This is a genomic window from Actinomycetota bacterium (assembly GCA_040757835.1).
Classification (GTDB): Bacteria; Actinomycetota; Geothermincolia; order Geothermincolales; family RBG-13-55-18; genus SURF-21.
Genome location: JBFLWJ010000001.1, coordinates 459,549 through 483,485, shown reverse-complemented (window position 1 = coordinate 483,485; position 23,937 = coordinate 459,549). Strand labels below are relative to the sequence as shown.

The 23,937-nt window shown below is 65.0% G+C and carries 22 protein-coding genes; 20 read left to right on the top strand and 2 right to left on the bottom strand.

The genetic code is table 11. The features are described from left to right. Positions 1-12 precede the first annotated feature (12 nt). The gene (locus AB1384_02195) at positions 13-474 is read right to left on the bottom strand and encodes a Zn-ribbon domain-containing OB-fold protein (GenBank protein MEW6553083.1); all 462 of its coding nucleotides are present in this window, start codon (positions 472-474) and stop codon (positions 13-15) included. A 491-nt stretch (positions 475-965) separates the two neighbouring features. Here AB1384_02195 and rpsA point away from each other — a divergent pair, with 491 nt between their 5' ends. The 3 genes from rpsA (at position 966) to AB1384_02180 (ending at position 4,231) form a co-directional block, all read left to right on the top strand. After that, positions 966-2,606, top strand: a complete 1,641-nt coding sequence (gene rpsA / locus AB1384_02190) for a 30S ribosomal protein S1 (GenBank protein MEW6553082.1) — start codon at positions 966-968, stop codon at positions 2,604-2,606. 166 nt (positions 2,607-2,772) lie between these two features. Next, positions 2,773-3,387 carry a dephospho-CoA kinase gene (gene coaE / locus AB1384_02185; protein ID MEW6553081.1) on the top strand — a complete coding sequence of 205 codons (615 nt, stop codon included), beginning with the start codon at positions 2,773-2,775 and terminating at the stop codon, positions 3,385-3,387. 46 nt (positions 3,388-3,433) lie between these two features. After that, a complete protein-coding gene (locus AB1384_02180; protein ID MEW6553080.1) occupies positions 3,434-4,231 on the top strand; it encodes a hypothetical protein in 798 nt (265 codons plus the stop codon). 10 nt (positions 4,232-4,241) lie between these two features. Here AB1384_02180 and AB1384_02175 read toward each other — a convergent pair whose 3' ends face one another. Then, positions 4,242-4,463 (bottom strand): hypothetical protein, encoded by a 222-nt coding sequence (locus tag AB1384_02175; protein MEW6553079.1) that lies wholly within the window; start codon positions 4,461-4,463, stop codon positions 4,242-4,244. 108 nt (positions 4,464-4,571) lie between these two features. On the opposite strand from AB1384_02175, the gene AB1384_02170 reads away from it, so the two are divergent. From AB1384_02170 to AB1384_02090, 17 genes are all read left to right on the top strand, one after another. After that, complete coding sequence (locus AB1384_02170; protein ID MEW6553078.1) at positions 4,572-5,279, top strand: HAD-IA family hydrolase; 708 nt, start codon at positions 4,572-4,574, stop codon at positions 5,277-5,279. 12 nt (positions 5,280-5,291) lie between these two features. Further along, on the top strand, positions 5,292-7,310 hold the full coding sequence (gene uvrB / locus AB1384_02165) for an excinuclease ABC subunit UvrB (protein ID MEW6553077.1): 2,019 nt from the start codon (positions 5,292-5,294) through the stop codon (positions 7,308-7,310). After that, positions 7,291-10,125, top strand: coding sequence for an excinuclease ABC subunit UvrA (uvrA, locus tag AB1384_02160; protein ID MEW6553076.1), 2,835 nt, complete (start codon positions 7,291-7,293; stop codon positions 10,123-10,125). The genes uvrB and uvrA overlap by 20 nt, the downstream gene beginning before the upstream one ends. A 5-nt stretch (positions 10,126-10,130) precedes the next feature. Next, the gene (gene uvrC / locus AB1384_02155) at positions 10,131-12,038 is read left to right on the top strand and encodes an excinuclease ABC subunit UvrC (protein ID MEW6553075.1); all 1,908 of its coding nucleotides are present in this window, start codon (positions 10,131-10,133) and stop codon (positions 12,036-12,038) included. Between the two features lie 18 nt (positions 12,039-12,056). Next, complete coding sequence (locus tag AB1384_02150; protein ID MEW6553074.1) at positions 12,057-12,551, top strand: MGMT family protein; 495 nt, start codon at positions 12,057-12,059, stop codon at positions 12,549-12,551. A 114-nt stretch (positions 12,552-12,665) separates the two neighbouring features. Further along, the gene (gene rapZ / locus AB1384_02145; GenBank protein MEW6553073.1) at positions 12,666-13,523 is read left to right on the top strand and encodes an RNase adapter RapZ; all 858 of its coding nucleotides are present in this window, start codon (positions 12,666-12,668) and stop codon (positions 13,521-13,523) included. A gap of 3 nt (positions 13,524-13,526) precedes the next feature. Further along, on the top strand, positions 13,527-14,459 hold the full coding sequence (whiA, locus tag AB1384_02140; GenBank protein ID MEW6553072.1) for a DNA-binding protein WhiA: 933 nt from the start codon (positions 13,527-13,529) through the stop codon (positions 14,457-14,459). A gap of 118 nt (positions 14,460-14,577) precedes the next feature. Beyond that, complete coding sequence (gene gap, locus AB1384_02135) at positions 14,578-15,570, top strand: type I glyceraldehyde-3-phosphate dehydrogenase (protein ID MEW6553071.1); 993 nt, start codon at positions 14,578-14,580, stop codon at positions 15,568-15,570. Between the two features lie 12 nt (positions 15,571-15,582). Beyond that, on the top strand, positions 15,583-16,764 hold the full coding sequence (locus AB1384_02130) for a phosphoglycerate kinase (GenBank protein MEW6553070.1): 1,182 nt from the start codon (positions 15,583-15,585) through the stop codon (positions 16,762-16,764). A 17-nt stretch (positions 16,765-16,781) separates the two neighbouring features. Next, positions 16,782-17,543 (top strand): triose-phosphate isomerase, encoded by a 762-nt coding sequence (tpiA, locus tag AB1384_02125; protein ID MEW6553069.1) that lies wholly within the window; start codon positions 16,782-16,784, stop codon positions 17,541-17,543. Positions 17,544-17,704: 161 nt separating this feature from the next. Continuing rightward, positions 17,705-17,941 carry a preprotein translocase subunit SecG gene (secG, locus tag AB1384_02120; protein MEW6553068.1) on the top strand — a complete coding sequence of 79 codons (237 nt, stop codon included), beginning with the start codon at positions 17,705-17,707 and terminating at the stop codon, positions 17,939-17,941. A 138-nt stretch (positions 17,942-18,079) separates the two neighbouring features. Continuing rightward, positions 18,080-19,276 (top strand): methionine adenosyltransferase, encoded by a 1,197-nt coding sequence (gene metK / locus AB1384_02115; protein MEW6553067.1) that lies wholly within the window; start codon positions 18,080-18,082, stop codon positions 19,274-19,276. Positions 19,277-19,341: 65 nt separating this feature from the next. Further along, positions 19,342-19,866, top strand: coding sequence for a peptide deformylase (def, locus tag AB1384_02110; protein ID MEW6553066.1), 525 nt, complete (start codon positions 19,342-19,344; stop codon positions 19,864-19,866). A 10-nt stretch (positions 19,867-19,876) separates the two neighbouring features. Then, a complete protein-coding gene (gene fmt / locus AB1384_02105) occupies positions 19,877-20,839 on the top strand; it encodes a methionyl-tRNA formyltransferase (GenBank protein ID MEW6553065.1) in 963 nt (320 codons plus the stop codon). A 27-nt stretch (positions 20,840-20,866) separates the two neighbouring features. Then, complete coding sequence (gene rsmB, locus AB1384_02100) at positions 20,867-22,153, top strand: 16S rRNA (cytosine(967)-C(5))-methyltransferase RsmB (protein ID MEW6553064.1); 1,287 nt, start codon at positions 20,867-20,869, stop codon at positions 22,151-22,153. A 169-nt stretch (positions 22,154-22,322) separates the two neighbouring features. After that, a complete protein-coding gene (gene recA, locus AB1384_02095) occupies positions 22,323-23,363 on the top strand; it encodes a recombinase RecA (GenBank protein MEW6553063.1) in 1,041 nt (346 codons plus the stop codon). Then, the gene (locus AB1384_02090) at positions 23,344-23,892 is read left to right on the top strand and encodes a RecX family transcriptional regulator (protein ID MEW6553062.1); all 549 of its coding nucleotides are present in this window, start codon (positions 23,344-23,346) and stop codon (positions 23,890-23,892) included. The genes recA and AB1384_02090 overlap by 20 nt, the downstream gene beginning before the upstream one ends. The last annotated feature ends 45 nt before the right edge of the window (positions 23,893-23,937 follow it).

Genomic DNA, 23,937 nt, shown 5'->3' with positions numbered 1-23,937 from the left:
TCATCGCCTCCCTCATCCCAGCGGCCTGTAGGCCGCGAGCAGGTCCAGTACGTTCGCGGCCCCGGTGTCGATGACCGCCTCGACCTTCATGCCCACGGAGGCGTCCGCGCCCTCGACGCGCGCGGCGATGCAGGTGTCCGCCCCGTCGTGCTTGACCATGGCGATGACCTCGGGGGCCTCCAGGTCCACCAGGTCGCCGTTCTCGGCCACCTTCACGGAGGCCACGGTGCATGCCTGCACCGTCCCCGTGGGGGGCAGTTCCACCCAGTCCTCCGTCTTGGCGAAGCAGACCTCGCAGACCATGCGCGGAGGCAGGGACACACGGCCACATGCGGGACATTTCGAGCCCATGATCTTGCCCTCTTTCAGGCTGTCGTAGAAATACTCCATCCAGTTCCCGACCGACCAGTTGAACACCGGGTTGAGCGGGATGGATGCCCTGGGCACAGGGTTTTTCTTGGCTTTCGCACCCATCGGATCACTCCCTTCCTGAATACGTAGAACCCCTCCGTTTAGGCTGCCTGTTTGCCGGATGACGGATGGACGGAGAAACCTTCCGCCCGGCGCTGTAAACCATTCCCTTTTCGATCCGGTGCGCCCGCGAGGGCGTGGGTCCGGTTTTCTCCCCCATAGAGTATCTTGTAAAACCACGCCCCCGTCCACCTCTTTTTAAGGGCATGAAAACGCAGCTAGCTTATTAAGTTTTCGATGAAACACGCGTTGCCTTGCCGGGCCATTCCGGCGGTCACGACCGTCCCGTTCGCCCCACCCCCCCTCCGGCCGCTATCGGGGCTGTCCCGCCGGAGAATGCGTGTGCGGGGTATAAAACATGCTCCAGATCAGTTTAAGTCAGCGTAAGTCAAGGTGCATGACAGGTTAAGAAGTGCTAAAATATATCCGCTGTGCGCCTGTACCTTATTGAGGAGGGGCCGTGGCAAATAAAACATACTGGAGGAACGGAACGAATGCTGGACCAAACCGAACGAGAGTACGACCCTGTCAACCCCGCTGAGATCCCCGGACTGACCGCCCCACTGACCAACTTCGATTACTCCGAAGACGAAGTCCCCAACTACGACAAGACCATCAAGATCTTCTCGGAAGGCGACATCATCGCGGGTACCGTGGTCAAAGTGGACAAGGACGAGGTTCTCCTGGACATCGGATACAAATCCGAGGGGGTGATCCCGGCGCGGGAGCTGTCCATACGCTACGGCGTGAAGACCGAGGAAGTGGTGAAGGTAGGGGACGAGATCGACGCCCTTGTACTGCAGAAGGAGGACAAGGAGGGAAGGCTCATCCTCTCTAAGAAGCGGGCGCAGTACGAGCGCTCGTGGAACCAGCTCGAGAAGGGCATGCTCGAGAACGAGCCCATCGAGGGCGAGGTCATCGAGGTGGTGAAGGGAGGGCTGATCCTCGATATCGGCCTGCGCGGGTTCCTCCCCGCGTCCCTCATCGACGTGCACCGCGTCAAGGAGCTGCACTCCTTCCTGGGCGGCAGGCTTACCTGCAAGATCATCGAGATGGACCGCAACCGCAACAACGTGGTCCTCTCCCGCCGCGCCTTCCTGGAGGAGACTGCCTCCGAGCGCCGCAAGATCCTCCTGGACAACCTGGAGAAGGGAATGCGCGTGAGCGGCAAGGTATCGAGCATCGTGTCCTTCGGGGCCTTCGTGAACCTGGGCGGGATCGACGGACTCATCCATATCTCGGAGCTGTCGTGGTGCCACGTGGAGAAGCCAAGCGAGGTGCTCTCGGTAGGCGACGAGGTGGATGTGGAGATCCTCGAGGTGGACAAGGAGCGCGAGCGCATCTCCCTGAGCCTCAAGGCCTGCCAGGCAGACCCCTGGGAGCAGCTCTCCCGGGACGTGCAGGTGGGAGAAGTCATCAACGGCCTGGTGACCAAGCTGGTGCCCTTCGGGGCCTTCGTGCAGGTCAGGCCGGGCATCGAGGGACTCATCCACATCTCGGAGCTGTCGCGCCGCCACGTGGAGCAGCCCGACGAGGTCGTGGCGGTGAACCAGGAGATCGAGGTCAAGGTCATCGACATCGACATCGACCGCCGGCGAATCAGCCTCAGCCTCAAGCAGATCATGGGAGAGCTGGACGATGAGGAGTACTACGAGGCTCTCCCCGGGGATGAGGCCGCAGTGGAGGCGGCCGCCGAAGAGATAGTGGAGGCCGAGGCAGAGGCGGCCATTGAGGAGGCGCTCGAGGAGGCCGTGGTCGAGGCGGTGGAGGAAGCCGTGGTCACCGAGATCGCCGAGAACATCGAGGAAGAGATGGTCGCCGAGATCGTCCAGGAACTGGAGGACGCCAGCGGCGAGCCCGTCCCCGCGGAGGTCGTGGCAGAGATCGCGGAAGCCGTAGAGGAAGCGGTGGAAGAGGAGCTGACCGAGGCGGTCACCGAGGCCGTCGAGGAGGCCGTTGCCGCGGAGGTGGCCGAGGAGGTCCTTGAAGAGGCCGCCGCAGGGGAAGCGGTGGAGGCCGCAATCGAGGAAGCGACGGAAGTTGCCCCCGAGGAGTCCGACGAAGAGGAAGAGGAAGACCTCCCAGAGGGCAGCCTGGAGTCAATCATCCGGGACATGAAGAAGGAGAAGAAGTAGCGGCCGACGCCGCTTCTGGAGATATACAAAGGGGCATCTCGCATGCCCCTTTGTTTTTCATCGCTATACGCACTCCCCGCCAGAACATATAATATTGCGCGTCGGACCGGCCGGCCTGCGGCCGACCTCATCCCCTGCTGGCTCGCTTGCATGGAAGGTGGGTAACGTGTTCGTGGTGGCGTTGACGGGAGGGATAGCCAGCGGCAAGAGCAGCGTGGCGGAGATGCTGGCGGAGAGGGGCGCCTACGTGCTCTGCAGCGACCTCCTGGCGCGGGAGGTGGTGGAGAAAGGCAAGCCGGCCTGGCAGGATATCGTCGAGCACTTCGGAGAATCCGTTCTGGACGGGCGGGGGGAGATCGACCGCGCGAAACTGGCCGATATCGTCTTCTCCGACACGTCCGAGAGGTTATATCTCAACTCCGTCACCCATCCCCGTATCTTCCAGCTCATGTTCGAGCGCCTGCAGGCCCGGGACGCGGAGACCGGGGGGAAGGGCGTGGCGGTCCTTGACATCCCCCTGCTCGTGGACGTGAAAGCGGCGCGCATGTTCGACTTCACCCTGGTGGTGGACGCCTCCCCCGAGGTGCAGGTGGAACGCATCTTGAGGGACCGCGGCGGGACCCGCGAGGAAGCCCTGGCCCGCATCGGCGCCCAGGTCCCCAGGGAGGAGAGGCTGGCCTTCGCCGACTGTGTCATCCACAACGAGGGTGACCTGGATGAGCTGCGCCGCGAGGTGGACAGGGCATGGGAGGAGATATCGCGCAGGGCCGCGGCTGGATAAGGCCGGCGCATACGGGTACGGGGACTGAAAGGGAGGGCTAAAAGAGATGGCCAGGAGCAGACGGGGTTTCGAGTGGTTCGCGGACACCAGCAGGCACAAGGATACCATGTTCAAGATGGCCAACTGGCCGGTGCTGCGCTCCCTGCTCCCGCCCGTCCTGAAGGCGAGGGGCACCAGCGCCACCTTCATCCCCGTAAACGAAAGTATTGAGCACGCCGGCGGCACGCCCATGCCCATCTCGGTGGTGGACCATTTCATCAACCGGGCCGGACACCATGTGATCATAGATTTCTGCCCCTGCCGCCGCTCCTTTCAATGCAAGGACTTCCCCATCGACCGCGGATGCCTGTTCATCGGCGAGGGAGCGCGCGAGATCGCGCCGCACATCGGGAGGCGCGTCAGCAGGGAGGAGGCCCTCGCTTACCTGCACGAAGGCGCCGGGATGGGCCTTGTGCCGATGATCGGCAGGATCGATTTCGACGCGGTGATGACGGGGGTGAGCAAACCCGACCGCCTCATGACAATCTGCCAGTGCTGCCCCTGCTGCTGCCTGATCACCCCCCTCCACTATGCGCCGCGCGGCGTGCGCGATATCATCACGCGCCTGGAGGGTATAGAGGTGGCGGTCACCGCGGACTGCACGGCCTGCGGCGCCTGCGTAGACGCCTGTATCTTCCGCCAGATGAGGCTCGACGGAGGCAAGGCGGAGGTGGGAGAGGAGTGTAAGGGGTGCGGGCGCTGCGCCGCCGCCTGCCCGGAAAAGGCCGTACGCATCACCGTGAAAGACCCCGGTTATATAGAGGCATGCATCGAACGCATCAGCGCCAACGTGGACGTCGGATAGGCCCTGTCCGTCAGCCCCTGGCGCCCCGCTCCATGGCCTTGTCGCGCAGGGCCCCCTCGATCTCGGTGCTGTAGCGCTCGTAGACGGGACACCCGTACTGCAGGCAGAAACGCAACTCCTGGGAACACCTCGGCTGGTCGATCTGCCAGCATTCCAATCCACGCAGGTAGGCTTCGCACGCAAGGTACTGGCTGGCGGGACATCCCCTGAGCTTGCGGCAGTTATTCTGCACCGGCCCCTCGACCTCCTGACGGTAGCGCGTGATATTATTATCTCAGGGCTCGTGATGGGCCCTTTATTGAGTTAATGATAGCGACCGCGAGGAGGTAGAACAACCACCATGGCCAGCCGGGAGATAGATTTCGTCTTCTTTGACGCCGGGGAGACCCTGGTGCACCCCATGCCCTCCTTCCCCGAGCTCTTCATGCAGGTGTGCTCGGAGCACGGACTGGAGGTGGACCTGGACATCCTGCGCACGGCGACGCGTTCCCTAATGGCGGGGGTGGAAGAACGGCAGCGCCAGGGTTATACCTTCTCCAACGAGAGCAGCAAGTCGCGCCGCTTCTGGCTTGACTTCTACGGCGGCCTGGTGCGCGAGATGGGCTACGAGCAGGGTGACGGAGCGCTCCCCCTGGCCCTCTACGACACCTTCTCCCTGCCAGCCAACTACGGCGCATACCACGACGCCCTCGAGACCCTGCGGGAGCTGCGCCGGCGCGGCTTGCGCATGGGCCTCATCTCCAACTTCGAGCCCTGGCTGGAGGACCTACTGGACGACCTGGGCCTGCTCGAATACCTCGAGGTGCTGGTGATATCGGGCAAGGAGGACTACGAGAAACCCCACCCGCGCATCTACGAGCTGGCGCTTGAGCGGGGAGGTGTCCCGCCGCGACGCGCCCTGCACGTGGGCGACTCGCCCATCTCCGACTACGACGGAGCCCGCGAGGCGGGCATGCGGGCCGTGCTCCTCGACCGCTGGGGCCGTTTCCCCGATTTCCCGGGAGAATCGGTCCGCGACCTGAGGGAGCTTCCTGGACTGCTGGACTGAGGTGGACGCGACATGGGCGACTTCCGCATCAACGATGAACTCTCGCCCCGCGGCGACCAGCCGGCGGCCATCGCCGCCCTGGCGGAGGGACTGAGGGAGGGCGAGCGCTACCAGACCCTGCTCGGGGTGACAGGCTCGGGCAAGACCTTCACCATGGCCCACGTCATAAACGCGGTGCGCCGGCCGGCCCTGGTCATCGCCCCCAATAAGACCCTGGCGGCGCAGCTCGTGGGCGAGTTCCGCGAGCTCTTTCCGGACAACGCCGTTGAGTACTTCGTCAGTTACTACGACTATTACCAGCCCGAGGCCTATGTGCCGCAGTCGGACACCTACATCGAGAAGGACACCTCCATCAACGAGGACATCGACCGCTTGCGCCACCGCGCCACCTCGGCCCTGCTCTCGCGCGAGGACGTCATCGTGGTGGCCTCCGTCTCCTGCATCTACGGCCTGGGCAGCCCCCAGGAGTACCTGCGTCACGTCCTGCTGCTGCATCGCGGAAAGGAATACGACCTGCGAGAGGTGCTGCGGCAGCTGGTGGACATGCAGTACGAGAGGAACGAGTACGAGATCTCACGGGGGCGCTTCCGCCTCAAGGGCGATACCCTGGAGATATATCCCAGTTACGAGGAGAGGGTCATCCGGGCCGAGTTCTACGGGGACGAGCTGGACCGCCTCACGGTCATCGACCCCGTCAGCGGCGAGGTCATAACCCGCGAGGAGCACCTGGCGGTCTATCCGGCCACCCATTACCTCACCAGCCCCGAGAACCTGGAGCGGGCGCTGGTCTCGATACGGGCTGAACTCACGGACCGCCTGGCGGAGCTGGAGGGAGAGGGGAGACTACTGGAGTCGCAACGGCTGCTGCAGCGCACCACCTACGACCTTGAGATGCTGCGGGAGATGGGGTACTGCTCCGGGGTGGAGAACTACTCCCGGCACCTCGACGGCAGGCGGCCGGGGGAACCGCCCCACACCCTGCTCGACTTCTTCCCCGACGACTACCTGGTGTTCATCGACGAGTCGCACATAACCATCCCCCAGCTCCACGCCATGTACGAGGGGGACCGCTCGCGCAAGAGCACCCTGGTGGAGTACGGCTTCCGCCTGCCCTCGGCCCTGGACAACCGCCCCCTCAAGTTCGAGGAGTTCATCGAGCGCGCCGGGCGCATGGTCTGCGTCAGCGCCACCCCGGGTCCCTGGGAGCTGGAAGTCTCCAGCCGGGTGGTGGAGCAGATCATCCGCCCCACCGGCCTGGTCGACCCGGAGCTGGTGGTGCGGCCGGCCCAGGGGCAGATAGACGACCTCATCGGCGAGGTGCGGGGACGCGTCGAGGCGGGGGAGAGGACCCTGGTCACCACCCTGACCAAGCGCATGGCCGAGGACCTCACCGACTACCTGCTGGAGATGGGCCTGCGCGTGCGCTACCTGCACTCCGAGATAGACACCCTGGACCGCGTGGAAATAATCCGCGACCTGCGCACGGGCGAGTTCGACGTGCTAGTGGGTATCAACCTGCTGCGTGAGGGGCTGGACCTGCCCGAGGTCTCCCTGGTGGCCATCCTCGACGCGGACAAAGAGGGCTTCCTGCGTAACGAGCGCTCGCTCATCCAGACCATCGGGCGGGCCTCCCGGAACGTCAACGGGCAGGTGATCATGTACGCCTCGCAGGTGACCGAGTCAATGGCCCGGGCCATCGAGGAGACCGAGCGCCGCCGCCGGTTGCAGGTGGACTTCAACCGAGAGCACGACATCAACCCTCAAACCGTCCGCAAACGGGTGAGCGATATAATGGACATGGTGCTCCTCCCCGACGAGAACGCACCCTACGGGGTGAAACGGCGGGAGCGGGAGGAGATGCCCGCAGTCGACATAGAGAGGCTCATCCTCGGCCTGGAGGAAGAGATGAGGCTGGCCTCGGATGAACTGCGCTTCGAGTACGCGGCGCGCCTGCGCGACGAGATCGCCGACCTCAGGAAGAGGCTGCGCCGCCAGGGCGTGCGGGAGGACCATGGACTGGATAACGGTTAGAGGGGCGCGCGAGCACAACCTGAAGAACGTCGACCTCAAGCTGCCCCGGGACAAGCTCATCGTCATGACCGGGCTATCGGGCAGCGGCAAGTCATCCCTTGCCTTCGACACCATCTACGCCGAGGGGCAGCGGCGGTACGTGGAAAGCCTCTCCGCTTACGCCCGCCAGTTCCTGGGGCAGATGGACAAGCCGGACGTGGACCATATCGACGGCCTCTCCCCGGCCATCTCCATCGACCAGAAGAGCGCCACCCGCAACCCGCGCTCCACGGTGGGGACCATCACCGAGGTGCACGACTACCTGAGGCTGCTCTACTCGCGTATCGGCAAGGCCCACTGCCCCTCGTGCGGAAAGCCCATCGAACGCCAGACATCACAGCAGATCATCGCGAGGGTGGGGGAGATGGAGGACGGCACCCGCCTCTCCATCCTCGCCCCGGTGGTGCGGGGGCGCAAAGGGGAATACTCCCGCCTGCTCTCGGAGGTGCGCCGCAAGGGATTCGCGCGGGCGCGGGTGGACGGGGAGTTGCTGGACCTTGAAGACGACATCAGGCTGGAGCGCTATCAGCGCCACGACATCGAGGTGGTGGTTGACCGCCTGGTGATCAAGGAGGGGGTGCGCCGCCGCCTGGCCGATAGCCTGGAGACCGCCCTGAACCTGGGAGAGGGCATGGTCATCGTGGCGGTGGACGGAGACGGTGACCGCTACTTCAGCGAGCATTTCTCCTGCCCGGAGTGCGATGTCTCCCTGCCCGAGCTGGAGCCACGCATGTTCTCGTTCAACAGCCCTTACGGGGCCTGCCCGGAGTGCAGCGGCCTGGGTTTCCTGCAGGTCATAGACCCCGAGCTGGTGGTGCCCAACCCGGAACTGAGCCTGGAGGAGGGCGCGGTGGTGCCCTGGCCCGGCAGCTCCTCCTTCTCATACCGGCTCATAGAGGCGCTGGCTGACAAGTACGAGTTCGCCATGACCACTCCCTTCAAGGACCTCCCGGAGGAGGTGAGGGAGAAGATCCTCTACGGCACCGGCAGCGAGAAGGTCTACGTGCGCTACCGCAACCGGCGCGGCCGCATCCGCTCTTACTTCACCGACTTCGAGGGCATCGTCAACTGGCTGGAGCGGCGCTACGAGGAGACGGAATCGGAATACTCCCGCTCCCGCATAGCCCAGTTCATGAGCGTGCGCCCCTGCCCGGCCTGCGGCGGGGCGCGCCTGAAACCGTCCAGCCTGGCGGTGACGATTGGCGGCCTCAACATCCACCAGCTCTCGGAGCTGTCCATACGCGATGGCACCGCTTTCCTCGCGGATTTGCCCCTCACCGCGACCGAAGAGGCCATCGCGCGGCGCATCCTCAAGGAGCTGTCGTCGCGCCTGGGCTTCCTGGTCGACGTGGGGCTGGACTACCTCTCGCTGGACCGCGCCGCCGCCACCCTGGCCGGGGGGGAGGCCCAGCGCATCCGCCTCGCCACCCAGATCGGCTCGGGGCTGGTGGGGGTGCTCTATATATTGGACGAGCCCTCAATCGGGCTGCACCAGCGCGACAACCGCCGCCTCATCTCCACCCTGGAGGAATTGCGGGACATGGGCAACACCCTCATCGTGGTGGAGCACGACGAGGCCACCATCCGGGCCGCGGACTGGCTGGTGGATATCGGCCCGGGAGCGGGAGAGCACGGCGGCAAGATCGTCTATACCGGCCCCCTCGACGGCCTGCTCAAGCGCCACAAGTCCATAACCGCCCAGTACCTGCGCGGCGACAAGAGCATCGCCATGCCGAACCGCCGCCGCGCGCCGCAGGGCCGCAGCCTGGTGGTGAGGGGGGCGGAGGAGCACAACCTCAAGGGCATCGACGTGGAGGTGCCCCTGGGGATGCTGGTATGCGTGACCGGGGTCTCAGGTTCCGGCAAGAGCACCCTGGTGCACGACGTGCTCTTCCGCGGGCTGGCGCGCCGCCTCTACCATTCCCGCGTCCCTCCGGGGAAGCACGCGGGCATCGACGGCATCGAGCACATCGACAAGATCATCAACATCGACCAGAGCCCCATAGGGCGCACGCCGCGCTCCAACCCCGCCACCTATACCGGCGTCTTCGATTCCATCCGTGCCCTCTTCGCGGATACGGTGGAGGCCCGCGTGCGCGGATACAAACCGGGGCGTTTCAGTTTCAACGTGCGGGGGGGCAGGTGCGAGTCCTGCCGCGGCGACGGCACCATCAAGATAGAGATGCACTTCCTTCCGGATGTTTTCATCCCCTGCGAGGTGTGCAAGGGCAAGCGTTACAACGACGAGACCCTGGAGGTGGCCTACAAGGGGCGCAACATAAGCGAGGTACTGGACATGTCGGTGGAAGAGGCCCTGGACTTCTTCTCCGCCATCCCGCCCATCCGCCGCAAGCTGCAGACCCTGAACGACGTTGGCCTGGGCTACATCAAGCTGGGGCAGCCCGCTCCCACCCTCTCGGGGGGAGAGGCTCAGAGGGTAAAGCTCTCCTCCGAGCTGAACAAGCGGGCCACGGGAAAGACCCTTTACATGCTGGACGAGCCCACCACCGGCCTGCACTTCGACGATATCGACAAGCTCCTGGCCATGCTGCAGGGGCTGGTGGGTTCCGGCAACACCGTGCTCATCATCGAGCACAACCTGGACGTCATTAAGTGCGCCGACTGGATCATCGACCTGGGCCCGGAGGGGGGAGGAGAGGGCGGCTACCTGGTGGCTGCGGGCACGCCCGAGGACATCGCGGCAACGCCCTCCTCGTACACCGGCGAATACCTGCGCCCCCTGTTGCGGCGGGGCCGCGCCGCGTCCGCGAGGTGAGGGAAATGGGAGACGCCAGGAAAAAGGCCGCGGCCCTTCCCGATACGCCGGGAGTCTATCTCTTCACGGACGCGGAGGGAAACATCATCTATGTGGGCAAGGCTGCGTCGCTGCGCAAGCGCGTATGCTCCTATTTCCAGGGCCGCGAAGCCTCTAACCCGCGCCTGGCGCGGCTGCGGGAGAGCATCGCCGACCTGGACTTCATAGCCTGCGCGGGCGAGGTGGAGGCGCTCATCCTCGAGGCCAACCTCATCAAGCGCTACCACCCCGTCTATAATATCGAGTTCCGTGACGACAAGAGCTACCCCTATATGGCCGTGTGCACCACGGACGCCTTTCCCCGCGTGATGTTCGTGCGCGGCAAGAGGCGGTCCGATACCCTCTACTTCGGCCCCTTCGCCCATGCCGGAGCGGTGCGCGAGACCATCGCCACCCTGCGCAAGGTGTTCCCGTTCCGCGCCTGCCGGGGCCGTGAACCGGGCAAGACCACTGGCTCGCCGTGCCTCGACTACCACATCCGTCTATGTTCGGGACCGTGCGTAGGGGCTGTCTCCCGGGACGAATACCGGCGCATCATCGACGGGGTGGTGCGGTTCATGGAAGGGGGACACGAGGCCATCCTCGATGAGCTTGAGCTGCGCATGCGCGAGGAGGCCGCCAGGCAGGAATACGAGCTGGCCGCTCGCACCCGCGACCGTATAGCAGCACTCAACCGCCTCCTGGAGCGCCAGCAGGCCTATGTCATCGGCGAGGGCGACCAGGACATCATCGCCGCCCACGCAGGCGCCCTCGACGCCTGCGTCACGGTCTTCTTCGTGCGAGGCGGGAAGATCCTAGGCAAGCAAGACCTCTATTCCACCCTCCCGGCGGGACAGGACGAGACGGAGATCATGGCCGCCTTCCTGCCACAGTTCTATGCCGGAGCCTCCTTTATCCCGCGCGAGGTCATCCTGTCCCATTCTCCCGGAGGGGAGGAGAGCAAGCTCCTGGAGGAGTGGCTGAGCAGCCGGGAGGGCCGCAAGGTGCGCGTGTTGGTGCCGCAGCGTGGCCGCAAGCGAGCCCTGGTGGAGGCGGTATCCGAGAACGCCCGGCTCTCCCTCGAGGTGCACCTGGCCAAGCAGGCGAGCGACCTGGGCTGGATATCCCGTGCGGCAAGCGGCATCCAGGATGGCCTGGGGCTGAGCCGCGCACCCTACCGCATCGAGTGCTACGACATATCCAACCTGGGCGCGGACGACGCCGTGGGCTCCATGGTGGTTTACGAGGGCGGGATGCCGGCGCGCAAGGACTTCCGTCGTTTCCGCATCAGGGGAGTGGCGGGCCAGAACGACGTGGCAATGATCGAGGAGGTGCTCGTGCGCCGATTGTCCAAGCTCGCCGACGCCGCCGGGGCGGGCGCGCCGCCCGCCGCCGTCCGCCTTGATTCCTTCCACAAGAGACCAGACCTGATCCTCATCGACGGCGGAGAGGCGCAGCTGGCAGCGGCGCTGAAGGCGCTGCAGGTAGCGGGTTTCTGGGAGATCGAGGCTGCCGCCATCGCAAAACGCATGGAGGAGGTCTACCGCCCCGGCGCCAGGCAGCCGGTGCGACTGCCGCGGGATTCAGAGGCCCTCCACCTGCTGCAGCGCATCCGCGACGACGCCCACCGCTATGCCCTCGACTACCACCGCCAGCAGAGGTCGCAGCGCACGCGCCGCTCGCTTCTGGACGACGTCCCCGGCGTAGGGCCGAAGCGCAAGGCCGCCCTGCTGCGCCACTACCGCAGTATCGCCCGCATGTCCGAGGCCTCCCTGGAGGAGCTGCGTGCCCTCTCCTTTCTGGACGTTCGCGTCGCGGACAACCTCTACCGCGCCCTGCACGCGCCAGTGGAGCAGCACGAAGGCAAAGACGTCACCGGACAGACAGAAACATGAGAGAGCGAGGTGAGAGACATGAATGAACCCCTCTATTACCCGGTCAACACCCCCCTGGGAGAGATGCGCGTCTTCGTGCAGGACGGAAGGCCCGTCTTCTTGACCCTGCCGGGAGCGGACGAGGGCGGAGAGGCGGCACCCGGGCCGGTACCGGCGGAGGTGGCCAGACTGCTCGACGCGGTTGCCGCTTTCTTCCAGGGGAGTGAGGTGTCTGAGGCCTATGCCGTGGCCCTCATAGAGACCATCGCGGCCACGCCCTTCGAGCGGGACGTGCTCGCCGAGGTGGCGCGCATCCCGCGCGGCGAGACCCGCTCCTACGGCGATATAGCTGAGCTGGCCGGCCATCCCCGCGCGGCGCGTGCCGTGGGCAACGTCATGCACGGCAACCCCTTTCCCATCGTCATCCCCTGCCACCGCGTGGTCAAGGGCGACGGAAGCTTGGGGGGATACGGAGGGGCGGAGGAGACCAAGGCATGGCTGCTTCGCTTCGAGGGCGCCAGCCCGCGATGTTGAGATGCCGCGGGCCGGGACACCTCCGGTTAAAGTGTGGTATTGCCGGATACCCCCTCCGTGCCGATAGATACTATAATTGACCTGGTCGGCAAGGTCGGCAGGAGGCGCTGGGAGATGGAGATAACCATCATCACCGGTCTGTCCGGGGCGGGGAAGTCCGTCGCCATCAAGAGCATGGAGGACCTCGGTTACTTCTGCGTGGACAACCTGCCACCGCTGCTGCTCCTGAAGATGGTGGAGCTGGGCTCCCAGAGCGAGAGCGGCATCGATCACCTCGCCGTGGGCATAGACGTGCGCGGGGGCGAGTTCTTCGAGGACCTTAGCGAATCCATGGACGAGCTGAACCGCGGCGGCGTGCCCTACAACATCGTCTTCCTGGAGGCCGACGACGAGACGCTGATCAAACGCTTCAAGGAGTCCCGCCGCTCCCACCCCATCCCTTCACAGGGCGGCATAACCGCGAGCATCGCCAGGGAGCGCGAGCTGTTGCAGGCGCTGCGCGGGAGGGCCGACATCGTCATCGATACCAGCCGCATCAGCGTGCACCAGCTGCGCGAGCAGCTCATGAACCAGTACCGCTCCGAGGGCGACTCGCTGCTGCTGGAGATCAGCCTAGTCTCCTTCGGTTACAAGTTCGGTCTGCCCCTCGACGCCGACATGGTCTTCGACGTGCGTTTTCTTCCCAACCCTTACTGGGTGGACGAGCTGCGCGAACTCGACGGCAGCGACATGCGGGTCAGGGAACATGTCATGGCTTCCGAGGAGAGCGAGGAGTTCCTGGACCGGGTGGAGGGGCTCGTCCAGTTCCTCAAGGACAAGTTCCGGCGTGAGGGGAGGCGCTATATCACCCTGGCCATGGGCTGCACCGGTGGCCAGCACCGTTCCGTGGTCCTGGTGGAGGAACTCGCGGCCAGGCTCGAGTCCGGAGGCTGGACGGTGAACGTGCGCCACCGCGACATGCACCGCAGGTGAGGAATGGCATTTACCACCGGGGTCAAGGACGAGCTGGCGCGCCTGGTACCGGCGCGCCGCTGCTGCCGCATGGCGGAGCTCTCGGCCCTTTTCCACCTGGAAGGGGCCCTCCACCTCACCGCGCCCCACCGCCTCGGACTGCATACGGAGAGCGAGAACGCGGCGGTGGCGAGGAAGATGTTCTCCTATCTGAAGGAGCTTTTCGCCGTCTCGCCGGAACTGAGGGTGGAGAAGGCTCCGCGCCTGCGCGGCCACAACTGCTACATCCTCTACCTCGAGGACGGCGAGGGCTCAACCCGGATCCTGAGCGAACTGGGACTGCTCGACGGCTCGCTACGCCCCGTCCTGGGCGTGCCCGCGTGGCTCACGCGCCGGCACTGCTGCGGCATCGCCTACCTGCGCGGGGCGTTCCTGGGGGGAGGTTACGTGAGCCGTCCCGAGCAGCCGGCCCACCTGGAGATCAACGTGCAGCACTACGAGATGGCGGAGGGGCTCAGGGATCTCGCCTCCAGGTACGGCATCGACCTGCACCTGGGCAGAAAGAAACGGCTTTACACCGCCTACGGCAAGAACCGCGGCGACCAGGTGGACCTCCTGGCGCTGCTTGGGGCCCACGACGCGGTGCTGCGACTCCAGAGCGAGTCGGTGGTGAGGGAGGTCAGGGAGAGGGTGAACCGGCGCGTGAACAGCGAGACGGCCAACCTGGAACGCAGCGTTGACGCCGCCCAGAGGCAACTGCGGGACATACGCGCGGTCGCCGACGGCCCCGGCCTGGCCAGCCTGCCCTCATCCCTCCGGGAGATCGCCGAGGTCCGCTTGCGTTACCCTGAAGCCAGCCTGCAGGAGTTGGGAGACCGCCTGCAGCCGCCGCTGACGAAATCCGCCGTCTACCACCGCCTTCTGCGCATAAGGCGTATCGCCTCCGCCATCGGCTGAACCAGATTTCCGCCGGCGCCGTGGTTTATCGCGGCGCGTTTTTGCTTATAATGTCTTTTGGAGTATGCACGGACCAGACGATGGACGGAGATGTCGTGGGATCGAAGGAGGTATCGAGATGGCGGTCAAGGTAGGGATAAACGGTTTCGGGAGGATCGGAAGGCTTTTTCTGCGGGCGGCCGCATCGCGAGACGTGGACATAGTTGCCATAAACGACCTGACGGACAACGCCACCCTGGCGCACCTCCTCAAGTATGACACCATGTTCGGCAGGTACGCGGGCACCGTGGAGGCGAAGGAAGACGCGCTGGTAGTGGACGGTAAGGACATCAAGGCCTTCGCGGAGAAGGACCCCGCGGCTCTGCCCTGGAAGGACCTGGGTGTCGATGTGGTCATCGAGGCCACGGGGGTGTTCACGGCCCGCGAAGGCGCCGCCAAGCACCTGGAAGCGGGCGCGTCCAAGGTGGTCATCACCGCCCCCGCCACCGATCCCGACATCACCATCGTCATGGGCGTCAACAGCGACCAGTACGACGCCTCCAGGCACGATGTCATCAGCAACGCCTCCTGCACCACCAACTGCCTGGCCCCCGTGGTCAAGGTGCTGGTGGATAACTTCGGCGTGGAGATGGGCTACATGACCACGGTACACGCCTACACCAACGACCAGCGCATCCTGGACTTCCCCCATAAAGACCTGCGCCGCGCGCGGGCGGCAGCCGGCAACATCATCCCCACTTCCACCGGCGCCGCCAAGGCCATCGGCCTGGTGATACCAGAGCTGAAGGGGAAACTGGACGGCATCGCCATGCGCGTACCGGTGATGGACGGCAGCGTGGTCGACCTGGTCGCGGTGCTCGCTAAGGAAGTCAGCCACGCCGATATCAACGCCGCGGTCAAGGCCGGCGCCGAGGGCGCGCTCAAGGGCGTGCTCGAGTACACCGAGGACCCCATCGTCTCTTCCGACGTAGTAGGGAACCCCTCCTCATCGGTCTTCGACGCCAAGTCCACCATGACCATGGGAAAGATGTGCAAGGTGGTCTCCTGGTACGACAACGAGTGGGGCTTCTCCAACCGCCTGGTGGACCTGCTGGACATCCTGCTCCCGTAGACGGTAAGGCTCATGGCGAAAAAAACCGTAAGGGACATCGACGTCTCCGGTAAACGGGTCCTGGTGCGTGTCGATTTCAACGTACCCCTTGACGAGGGCGGCGTGGTATCCGACGACACCCGCATCCGAGCCTCCCTGCCCACCCTGCGGTATCTCCTAGACCATGGCGCCTCCCTGGTGGTCATGTCGCACCTGGGGCGGCCCAAGGGTAAGGTGGTGGATTCCATGCGCCTCGCGCCGGTGGCGGCGCGCCTCAGCGAGCTGCTGGCCACCCCGGTAGGCATGGCAGACGCGGTGGTCGGAGACGCAGTTGAAAAGGCCTGCGCGGCCCTGGCTCCCGGTGATGTCTTCCTCCTGGAGAACCTGCGCTTCGAGCCGGGCGAGGAGGGCAACGACCCCGCTTTCGCCGACGCCCTCGCCCGCCTCGGCGAGGTCTACGTAAACGACGCCTTCGGGGCTGCCCACCGAGCCCACGCCTCCGTGACCGGCGTAGCCAAGCGGCTGCCGGCCGTGGCGGGACTGCTCATGGAGAAAGAGATAACCGCCCTGCAGGGGTTGCTCTCTGACCCCGAACGCCCCTTCGTAGCCGTCCTGGGCGGGAGCAAGATATCCGACAAGCTCAAGGTGATCGGCAGGTTCCAGGAGCTGGTGGACACCCTGCTCATCGGGGGTGGGATGTGTTTTACCATCTTCAAGTCGCGGGGGATGGAGATAGGCAGTTCGCTGTGCGAGGACGAGCTGCTGCCCGAGGTCGGCGAGGTCATGGCGTCGGCGGGCGGCAGGGCCGAGATACTGCTCCCTACCGACCTCGTGGTCGCCTCGGGGTTCAAGGAAGACGCCGAGAGCCGCGTCGTCGACGCCTTGGACATCCCCGGAGGCTGGATGGGCCTGGACATCGGGCCGATCACGATCTCGGAGTACAGCAAGGTCATCTCGGGGGCCAGGACCATATTCTGGAACGGGCCTATGGGTGTCTTCGAGTGGGACCGCTTCTCCGCTGGGACGCGGGCCGTGGCAGAGGCCATCGCCGCTTCCGGGGCGGTAAAGGTGGCCGGCGGGGGAGACACCATAGCAGCCATCGAGAAGTATGGCCTTGCGGATAAGTTCACCCATATCTCGACCGGAGGCGGCGCCTCCATGGAGTTCCTGGAGGGCAAAGTCCTGCCGGGAGTCGGAGTACTGCAGGACGCTTGAGCTTAGGGGGTATGAAGATGAGGAAGCCGCTCATCGCCGGTAACTGGAAGATGTACAAGAACAACGCGGAGGCCCTGGAGCTGGTGCGCGAACTCGTTCCCATGGTGGCCGAGAGAGAGGACGTGGAGGTGGCCGTATGCCCTCCCTTCACCGCTCTTGCTGACATCTCACGCCTCCTGGGCGAACTTGGTAGCTCCATCAGCCTCGGAGCGCAGGACGTATATCCTCAGAGCGAGGGCGCTTTCACCGGAGAGATAGCCCCATCCATGCTCAAAGGCCTGGGGGTCGCCTATGTCATCGTGGGTCACTCAGAGCGGCGCGAGATAATCGGTGAAAGCGACGATTTCGTCGCGGCCAAGGTCCGCGCCGTCCTCGACGCCGCCATGGTCCCCATCCTCTGCGTAGGGGAGACCCTCGAGGAGAGAGAAGCCGGCGGGGCCGCGGCCAAGGTGGAAGGCCAGCTGGAGGCGGACCTCGCGGACGTGGATGAGGGCGAGGTCGCGGGTATGGTCGTAGCCTACGAGCCCATCTGGGCCATAGGCACCGGCAAGACGGCCACGCCGGACGACGCCCAGGAGATGTGCGCTTTCATACGGAAGTGGGTCGCCGGTTCATACGGTAAGGATGCAGCCGCGTCGCTGCGCATACTCTACGGAGGAAGCGTCAAGCCGGACAACGCCGCAGAGCTCATGGCCATGGAGGACATCGACGGCGCCCTGGTCGGAGGCGCCAGCCTCAAGGCGTCCGATTTCGCCGCCATCGCCCACAACGCGACCTGAGAAACGGGCTCTCCGTTTGGGGGTCAGGTCTTGTTTCTTGCTTTCTTGAAGCCCGGGTCGAGGTAGCAGCCTTTGGTGGAATGCAACAAACAAGAAGCCTGACCCATCCCCCGCGCCGAGTATGCTACAATATCTCACTGTAGAAGGAGGTATCGAGTACCGTGGATATCCTGAAGTATGTAGTGCTGGCGTTTTTCTTCATATCCAGCATGTCAATGATCGTTTTCGTGCTGCTGCACTCCGGCAAGGGTGGCGGGATGTCGAGCCTCTTCGGCGGCGCCTCCATGGGCGGGGCGGCCGGCACGCAGATCGTGCAGAAGAACCTCGACCGCCTGACCATCGTCAGTGCTGCGACCTTCGTCATCTCCACTATCCTGCTGATATTCATATACAAATAGCCCTGCAGACGGCCTTCACGGCGTTCTTCGACTGATCCATCCAAGAGATAGCGGGCCCGTGAAGTTGTATAATTATGCGGTTAGAGACGAGCGCCCGCGGTCCGTACCGGAAGAGATGCAGAGAGGAAAGGAGTGGAAGTGTCCAAACGCCACCTGTTCACTTCGGAATCAGTCACCGAGGGACACCCGGACAAGATAGCCGATCAGATCTCTGATGCCATACTCGACGAGGTCTACAGGGACGACCCCTTTGGAAGGGTCGCCGTCGAGACCCTGGTGACCACGGGCCTGGTGGTCGTAGCGGGGGAGATGACCACCTCGACCTACGTGGACATACCCAACACGGCCAGGAAGACCATCGAGGAGATCGGGTACACGCGCGCCAAGTACGGTTTCGACTACGAGACCTGCGGGGTCATAGTCTCCATCGATCCCCAGTCCTCCGATATCGCCCAAGGCGTCGACCACGCCATGGAGGAGCGCATGGGAGAGGTCGAGGACGACATGCTGGACTCACTTGGGGCCGGGGACCAGGGGATGATGTTCGGCTACGCGTGCAACGAGACCGAGGAGCTCATGCCCATGCCCATCCTCCTTGCGCACAAGCTCTGCCACCGCCTCTCCGAGGTGAGGAAGGCGGGTATCCTCCCTTACCTGAGGCCGGACGGCAAGAGCCAGGTGACGGTGGAATATGAGGACGACAGGCCGGTGAGGATCGACACCGTGCTGCTTTCTTCGCAGCACCGCCCAAACGTGGACATCGAGGAGTTAATGAAACCTGACTTCATCGAGCATGTCATCCACCCGGTCCTGCCACCGGAGATGTACGACCGCAGCCTGCGCGTACTGGTCAACCCCACCGGCAAGTTCGTGACCGGGGGGCCCATGGGCGATACCGGACTCACCGGGCGCAAGATCATCGTGGACACCTACGGGGGGATGGCCCGCCATGGTGGCGGCTGCTTCTCGGGCAAAGACCCCACCAAGGTTGACCGTTCGGCGGCCTACGCCGCGCGCTACGTGGCCAAGAACGTGGTAGCGGCCGGGCTGGCCGACCGTTTCGAGGTACAGCTTGCTTACGCCATCGGCGTGGCCCACCCCGTATCGGTGATGGTCGAGGCCTTCGGGACCGAGAAGGTCGACCTGGTCACCATCGAGGCCCTCATCCGCGAGCACTTCGACCTGCGTCCCGCGGCCATCATCAGGGACCTGCGACTGCGCCAGCCCATCTACAAGAAGACCGCTGCATACGGGCATTTCGGGCGCCTGGACAAGGACTTCACCTGGGAGCATACGGACAAGGCGGAGGCGCTGCGTAGCGAGGCGGGCCTGTAAGGGCCCGGGCGCGGGTCAGCGGGCACGAGCCGGACACAAAGCGCCAGCGTCGGGAGGTTTGAACAATGGCGGTTCTGCCCATCAGGGTCTTTGGTGACCCGGTCCTCAAAGAGAGGTGCCTGGAAGTCGAGGAGGTCGGACCCGACATCGAGCAGCTGGTGAGGGACCTCGTCGATTCCCTCCCGCAGCCAGGAGGGGCGGGGCTTTCCGCAAACCAGATAGGTGTGGTCAAGCGGGTCTTCGTCTACGAGCGCGAGGGCGAGATCGAGGCCTGCATCAATCCGCGCATCATCTCGGCCTCCGAGGAAGTCGAGGAGGAGGTCGAGGGCTGCCTCAGCCTCCCGGGGGCGGTGGTGCCGGTCCCGCGGCACCTGACCCTGGAACTCGAGTACCTCGACTTGAGCGGCGCTAAGCATCTCGTACAGGCCGAAGGGTGGATAGCCCGCGTGTTCCAGCACGAGATCGACCACCTCGACGGCAAGCTCATCCTGGAGAGGACCGACCGCGAGAGCCGCGTTGAGGCACTGCAGCTGCTGCAGGAGGGCAACGGATCCCGCCCGGAGACGCGGCGGGGGACCACGTCCATCTGAAGCGCCGGGGGTGATTTTTCTGAACACCGTCTTTCTGGGAAGCGGCGGCTTCTCGCGAGACCTTCTGGATGAACTCCTGCGGTCCGGGTTCGAGATAAGCGCAGTCTTCACCCGGCCTGACCATCCCGCCGGCAGGGGCCTGCACCGGCGCCCCACTCCCGTCAAAGCCTTTGCGAAACTGCGGGGCTTGAGGGTCTTCCAGCCTGATGGCCCACGTGACCCCCTCTTCACGGCCTCACTCGGCGAGGTGAAGCCGGAGCTGATGCTGGTGGCCGACTACGGTTACCTGCTCCCCGCCAGAATCCTGGGCTACACCGCTAAGGGCTGCCTGAACGTGCACCCCTCCCTTCTGCCGCGCTATCGCGGCGCCGCTCCCATACAGCGCGCCCTGATGCGGGGAGAGGCCGTAACCGGGGTGAGCCTGATGGTCATGGACGAGGGGATGGACACCGGCGACGTCATCGCCGTACGGGAGCTGGCCATTGCAGACTCCGACAGCGCCCTTACCCTGCGGCGGAAGCTCGCCACCCTGGGAGCCGGCCTGCTGCTGGAGACGCTGCCGCCCTTCCTCGCCGGCGACATCCCTCCCGTTCCCCAGGACGAAGCCATGGCGACCTACGCCGACCCCATCCGCAAGGAGGACACGGTGATCGACTGGACCCGGACGGCCGCGGACATACACAACCAGGTGCGCGCCTTGAGCCCGCGCCCCGGTGCATACACGCTGCTGCGCGGAAAGCGCGTGAAGGTCCTGCGCACCCTGCCGCGCCCCGACGTCGCCGCGGGGATCCCCGGCGAGCTGTTGCCCGAAGGCAAGGAAGGCGTTGCCGTGGGCACCGGTGGGGGGGCGCTGCAATTGCTGGAGGTACAGCCTGAGGGGAAGAAGGCAATGAGCGCGGGCGAGTTCAGGCGGGGATACCGTCCCGCGAGGGGCGAGGTCTTCCTCGCCCCTGGTGAAGCGGGGACGAACTGATATGGGCCGCTGAGGGGGGCATCCCGCATGCCCAGTGCCAGGGAGATCGCCTACGGGATAACGCGCAGGGTCAACGGCGAAGGCGCCTACCTGAGCCTGCTGCTCCGCTACGGCATGGACCCGGCGTCCGTGGACGCCCGGGAACGCGCGCTGGTGACCGAACTCGCATACGGCGTGCAGAGGCACCGCGGCAGGATGGACTTCATCATCGCCGCCTTTTCACGACGGGACCTCGAGGACCTGGACCCCGCGGTGCTCGACATGCTCAGGCTCGGCATCTACCAGTTGACGGAGACGAGGGTCCCGCAACACGCGGCGGTGAACGAGACAGTCTCCCTCACCAGGCGCCTGCTGGGCCGGGGCGCGGCGTCCTACGTCAACGCGGTGATGCGCAACGCCTGCCGGGGCATGGAGGGTCTCCCCTGGCCTTCCCGCGACGACCTCCCCGCTTTTCTCGAGACCCGTTATTCACACCCCCGCTGGCTGGTGGAATACATGCTGCGCCTCCTCGGCCCGCAGCAGGCCGAGGCGCTATGCGACGCCGACAACGCCATCCCACCGCTCTCCCTGCGCGTGAACACGCCGCGTGGCAGCGCGGATGAGCTGCTGGAGGAGATCGTGGACAGGGGCGGCAGTGCCGGGCTCTCCGCCTGTCTCGGGGAAGCCCTCTCGGACGTGAAGATCCCATACGGAGAACTGCTGGCCCTGCTGGAGGCGGGACGATGCGTGGTGCAGGACGAGAGTTCCATGCTGGTCGCTTACGCCTTGGACCCCCATCCCGGGCAACTGCTAATCGACGCCTGTGCCGCTCCCGGCGGAAAGGCGACCCACCTGGCCGTGCTGGGGGGCGAGCGATGCCGGGTGATCGCGGTGGACGCCAGCGAGAGCAGGCTGGCGGCCCTGCGCAACAGCGTGGCGAGGCTAGGCCTCTCCAACATGGATGTACGCCTCGGCGACTCCAGGCGCCTCGCCGAGACCGTCGCCGAGGAAGCGGACGGGGTGCTGGTGGACGCCCCCTGCTCCGGGTTGGGGACGCTGCGGCGCAATCCCGAGCTGAAGTGGCGCCGCGGCCCCGGCGACCTCGAGGAGCTGGCGCGGCTCCAGTCCGACCTGCTGCGCGGCGCCGCGGCCCGGGTGCGCCGCGGCGGCTCCCTGGTCTACTCCGCATGCACATTCACAACGCAGGAGACCACGGACGTATCCGGGCGTTTCCTGGGCGAGTGCGGCGAGTTCCGCCTCGCGGGACAGCTCCAGCTGTGGCCGCACCTCCACCATGTTGACGGGATGTTCATAGCCCGTTTCGATAGGACTTGAGATATACGCGGAGGGCGGGACGGCCCTGTACCCGTCCTTTCCCGCAAAGGTCTAAATGTCACCCCGCAGAAATATAATATGAACCGTCGGAAGCGGCGAGGATATCTCGTGATCGGGGCGGGTACCGGTCCGAGTCATATTGTTTCCCGAGAGGCACAGGAGGATAACGGTGGAGAAAGAGAAAGCCCTGGAAATGGCCCTGACGCAGATAGAGCGCCAGTTCGGCAAGGGCTCCATCATGAAGTTGGGGCAGGACAACCACAGGTTCCAGATAGCCGCCATACCTACGGGGGCCTTGTCGCTGGATATCGCCCTCGGGATAGGAGGGGTGCCCCGGGGCAGGGTGGTGGAGATCTTCGGCCCGGAATCGTCCGGTAAGACGACGCTGGCCCTGCATATCATCGCCGAGGCGCAGAAGAGAGGCGGCATAGCCGCTTTCATCGACGCCGAGCACGCCCTTGACCCGGGCTACTCCAAGGCCCTGGGGGTGGACGTTGACGAACTGCTCATCTCCCAGCCGGACACCGGCGAGCAGGCGCTGGAGATCGCGGAGATGCTGGTGCGCAGCGGGGCGCTGGACGTGGTGGTCATCGATTCCGTGGCGGCGCTGGTACCGCGCCTGGAGATTGAGGGGGAGATGGGAGACGCCCATGTGGGGCTGCAGGCGAGGCTGATGTCGCAGGCCTTGCGCAAACTGGCGGGGACCATAAACAAGTCGAACACCACCGCCATCTTCATCAACCAGTTGAGGGAGAAGATCGGCGTGATGTTCGGCAGCCCCGAGACCACCCCCGGCGGAAAGGCGCTCAAGTTCTACGCCTCCGTGCGGCTGGACATCCGCAAGATAGACAGCATAAAACAGGGGGCCGAGATCGTCGGAAACCAGGTGCGCGTGAAGGTGGTCAAGAACAAGATGGCCCCTCCCTTCAGGAAGGCGGAGTTCGACATCATGTACGGGAAGGGCATCTCGACGGAGGGCAATATCCTTGACCTCGCGGTGGAGAACGGGCTGGTAAAGAAGAGCGGAGCCTGGTACACACACGGGGAAGACCAGCTCGGGCAGGGGAGAGAGAACGCGAAGCAGTACCTCACCGACAACCCCGCACTGGCGGCCAGGCTCGACCGGGAGCTGAGGGAGATGCTGGGCCTGTCGCAGACGAACGGTCAACCGCTGGAGAAGGACAGCGAGGGTGTCGTCGAAGCTGAGTGATAGCAGCGGCGATAGTGGGGCGCCGCGCAAACGCGCCCTTCGCAGAGCACTGGCCATGCTCACCTACCGTCCCCGCAGCCGTGAGGAGATCTGCCGCGACCTGAGCGTCAAGGGCTTTAAGCCCGACGTAGTCGATGATGTCGTCGCCGAGCTCAGCGAGAAGAGGCTCCTATGTGACCCTTCACTCGCCCGGGATATCGTCGCGAGCGGGCAGCGCTCCGGGAAAAGTCGCGCGAAGATCTATTCCGAACTGCGCAGGAGGGGCATCGACAGGGAAGTCGCCGAGGAGAGCCTGGAGGCATGTTTCGACGCCAGCCTGGAGCGTGAGGCAGCGGTCAAGGCCATGGACTGCCTCCTTACCCCCCACGGCCACTCCCCCAGCTGCGAGGATATCGAGAAGGCGGCGAGGAAGCTGGCGGGACGCGGGTTCTCCTCCTCCGCGGTGGCGTACGCACTCCGGGACGCATCGGCAAGAGCCGGCGAAACGGACGGAAGCCGATTTCTTGACACTGTTAATAAGCTCCCATAGAATTGAGGCAGGCTTGAGGTCATTTATGGACGTCCAGGCGGGTTT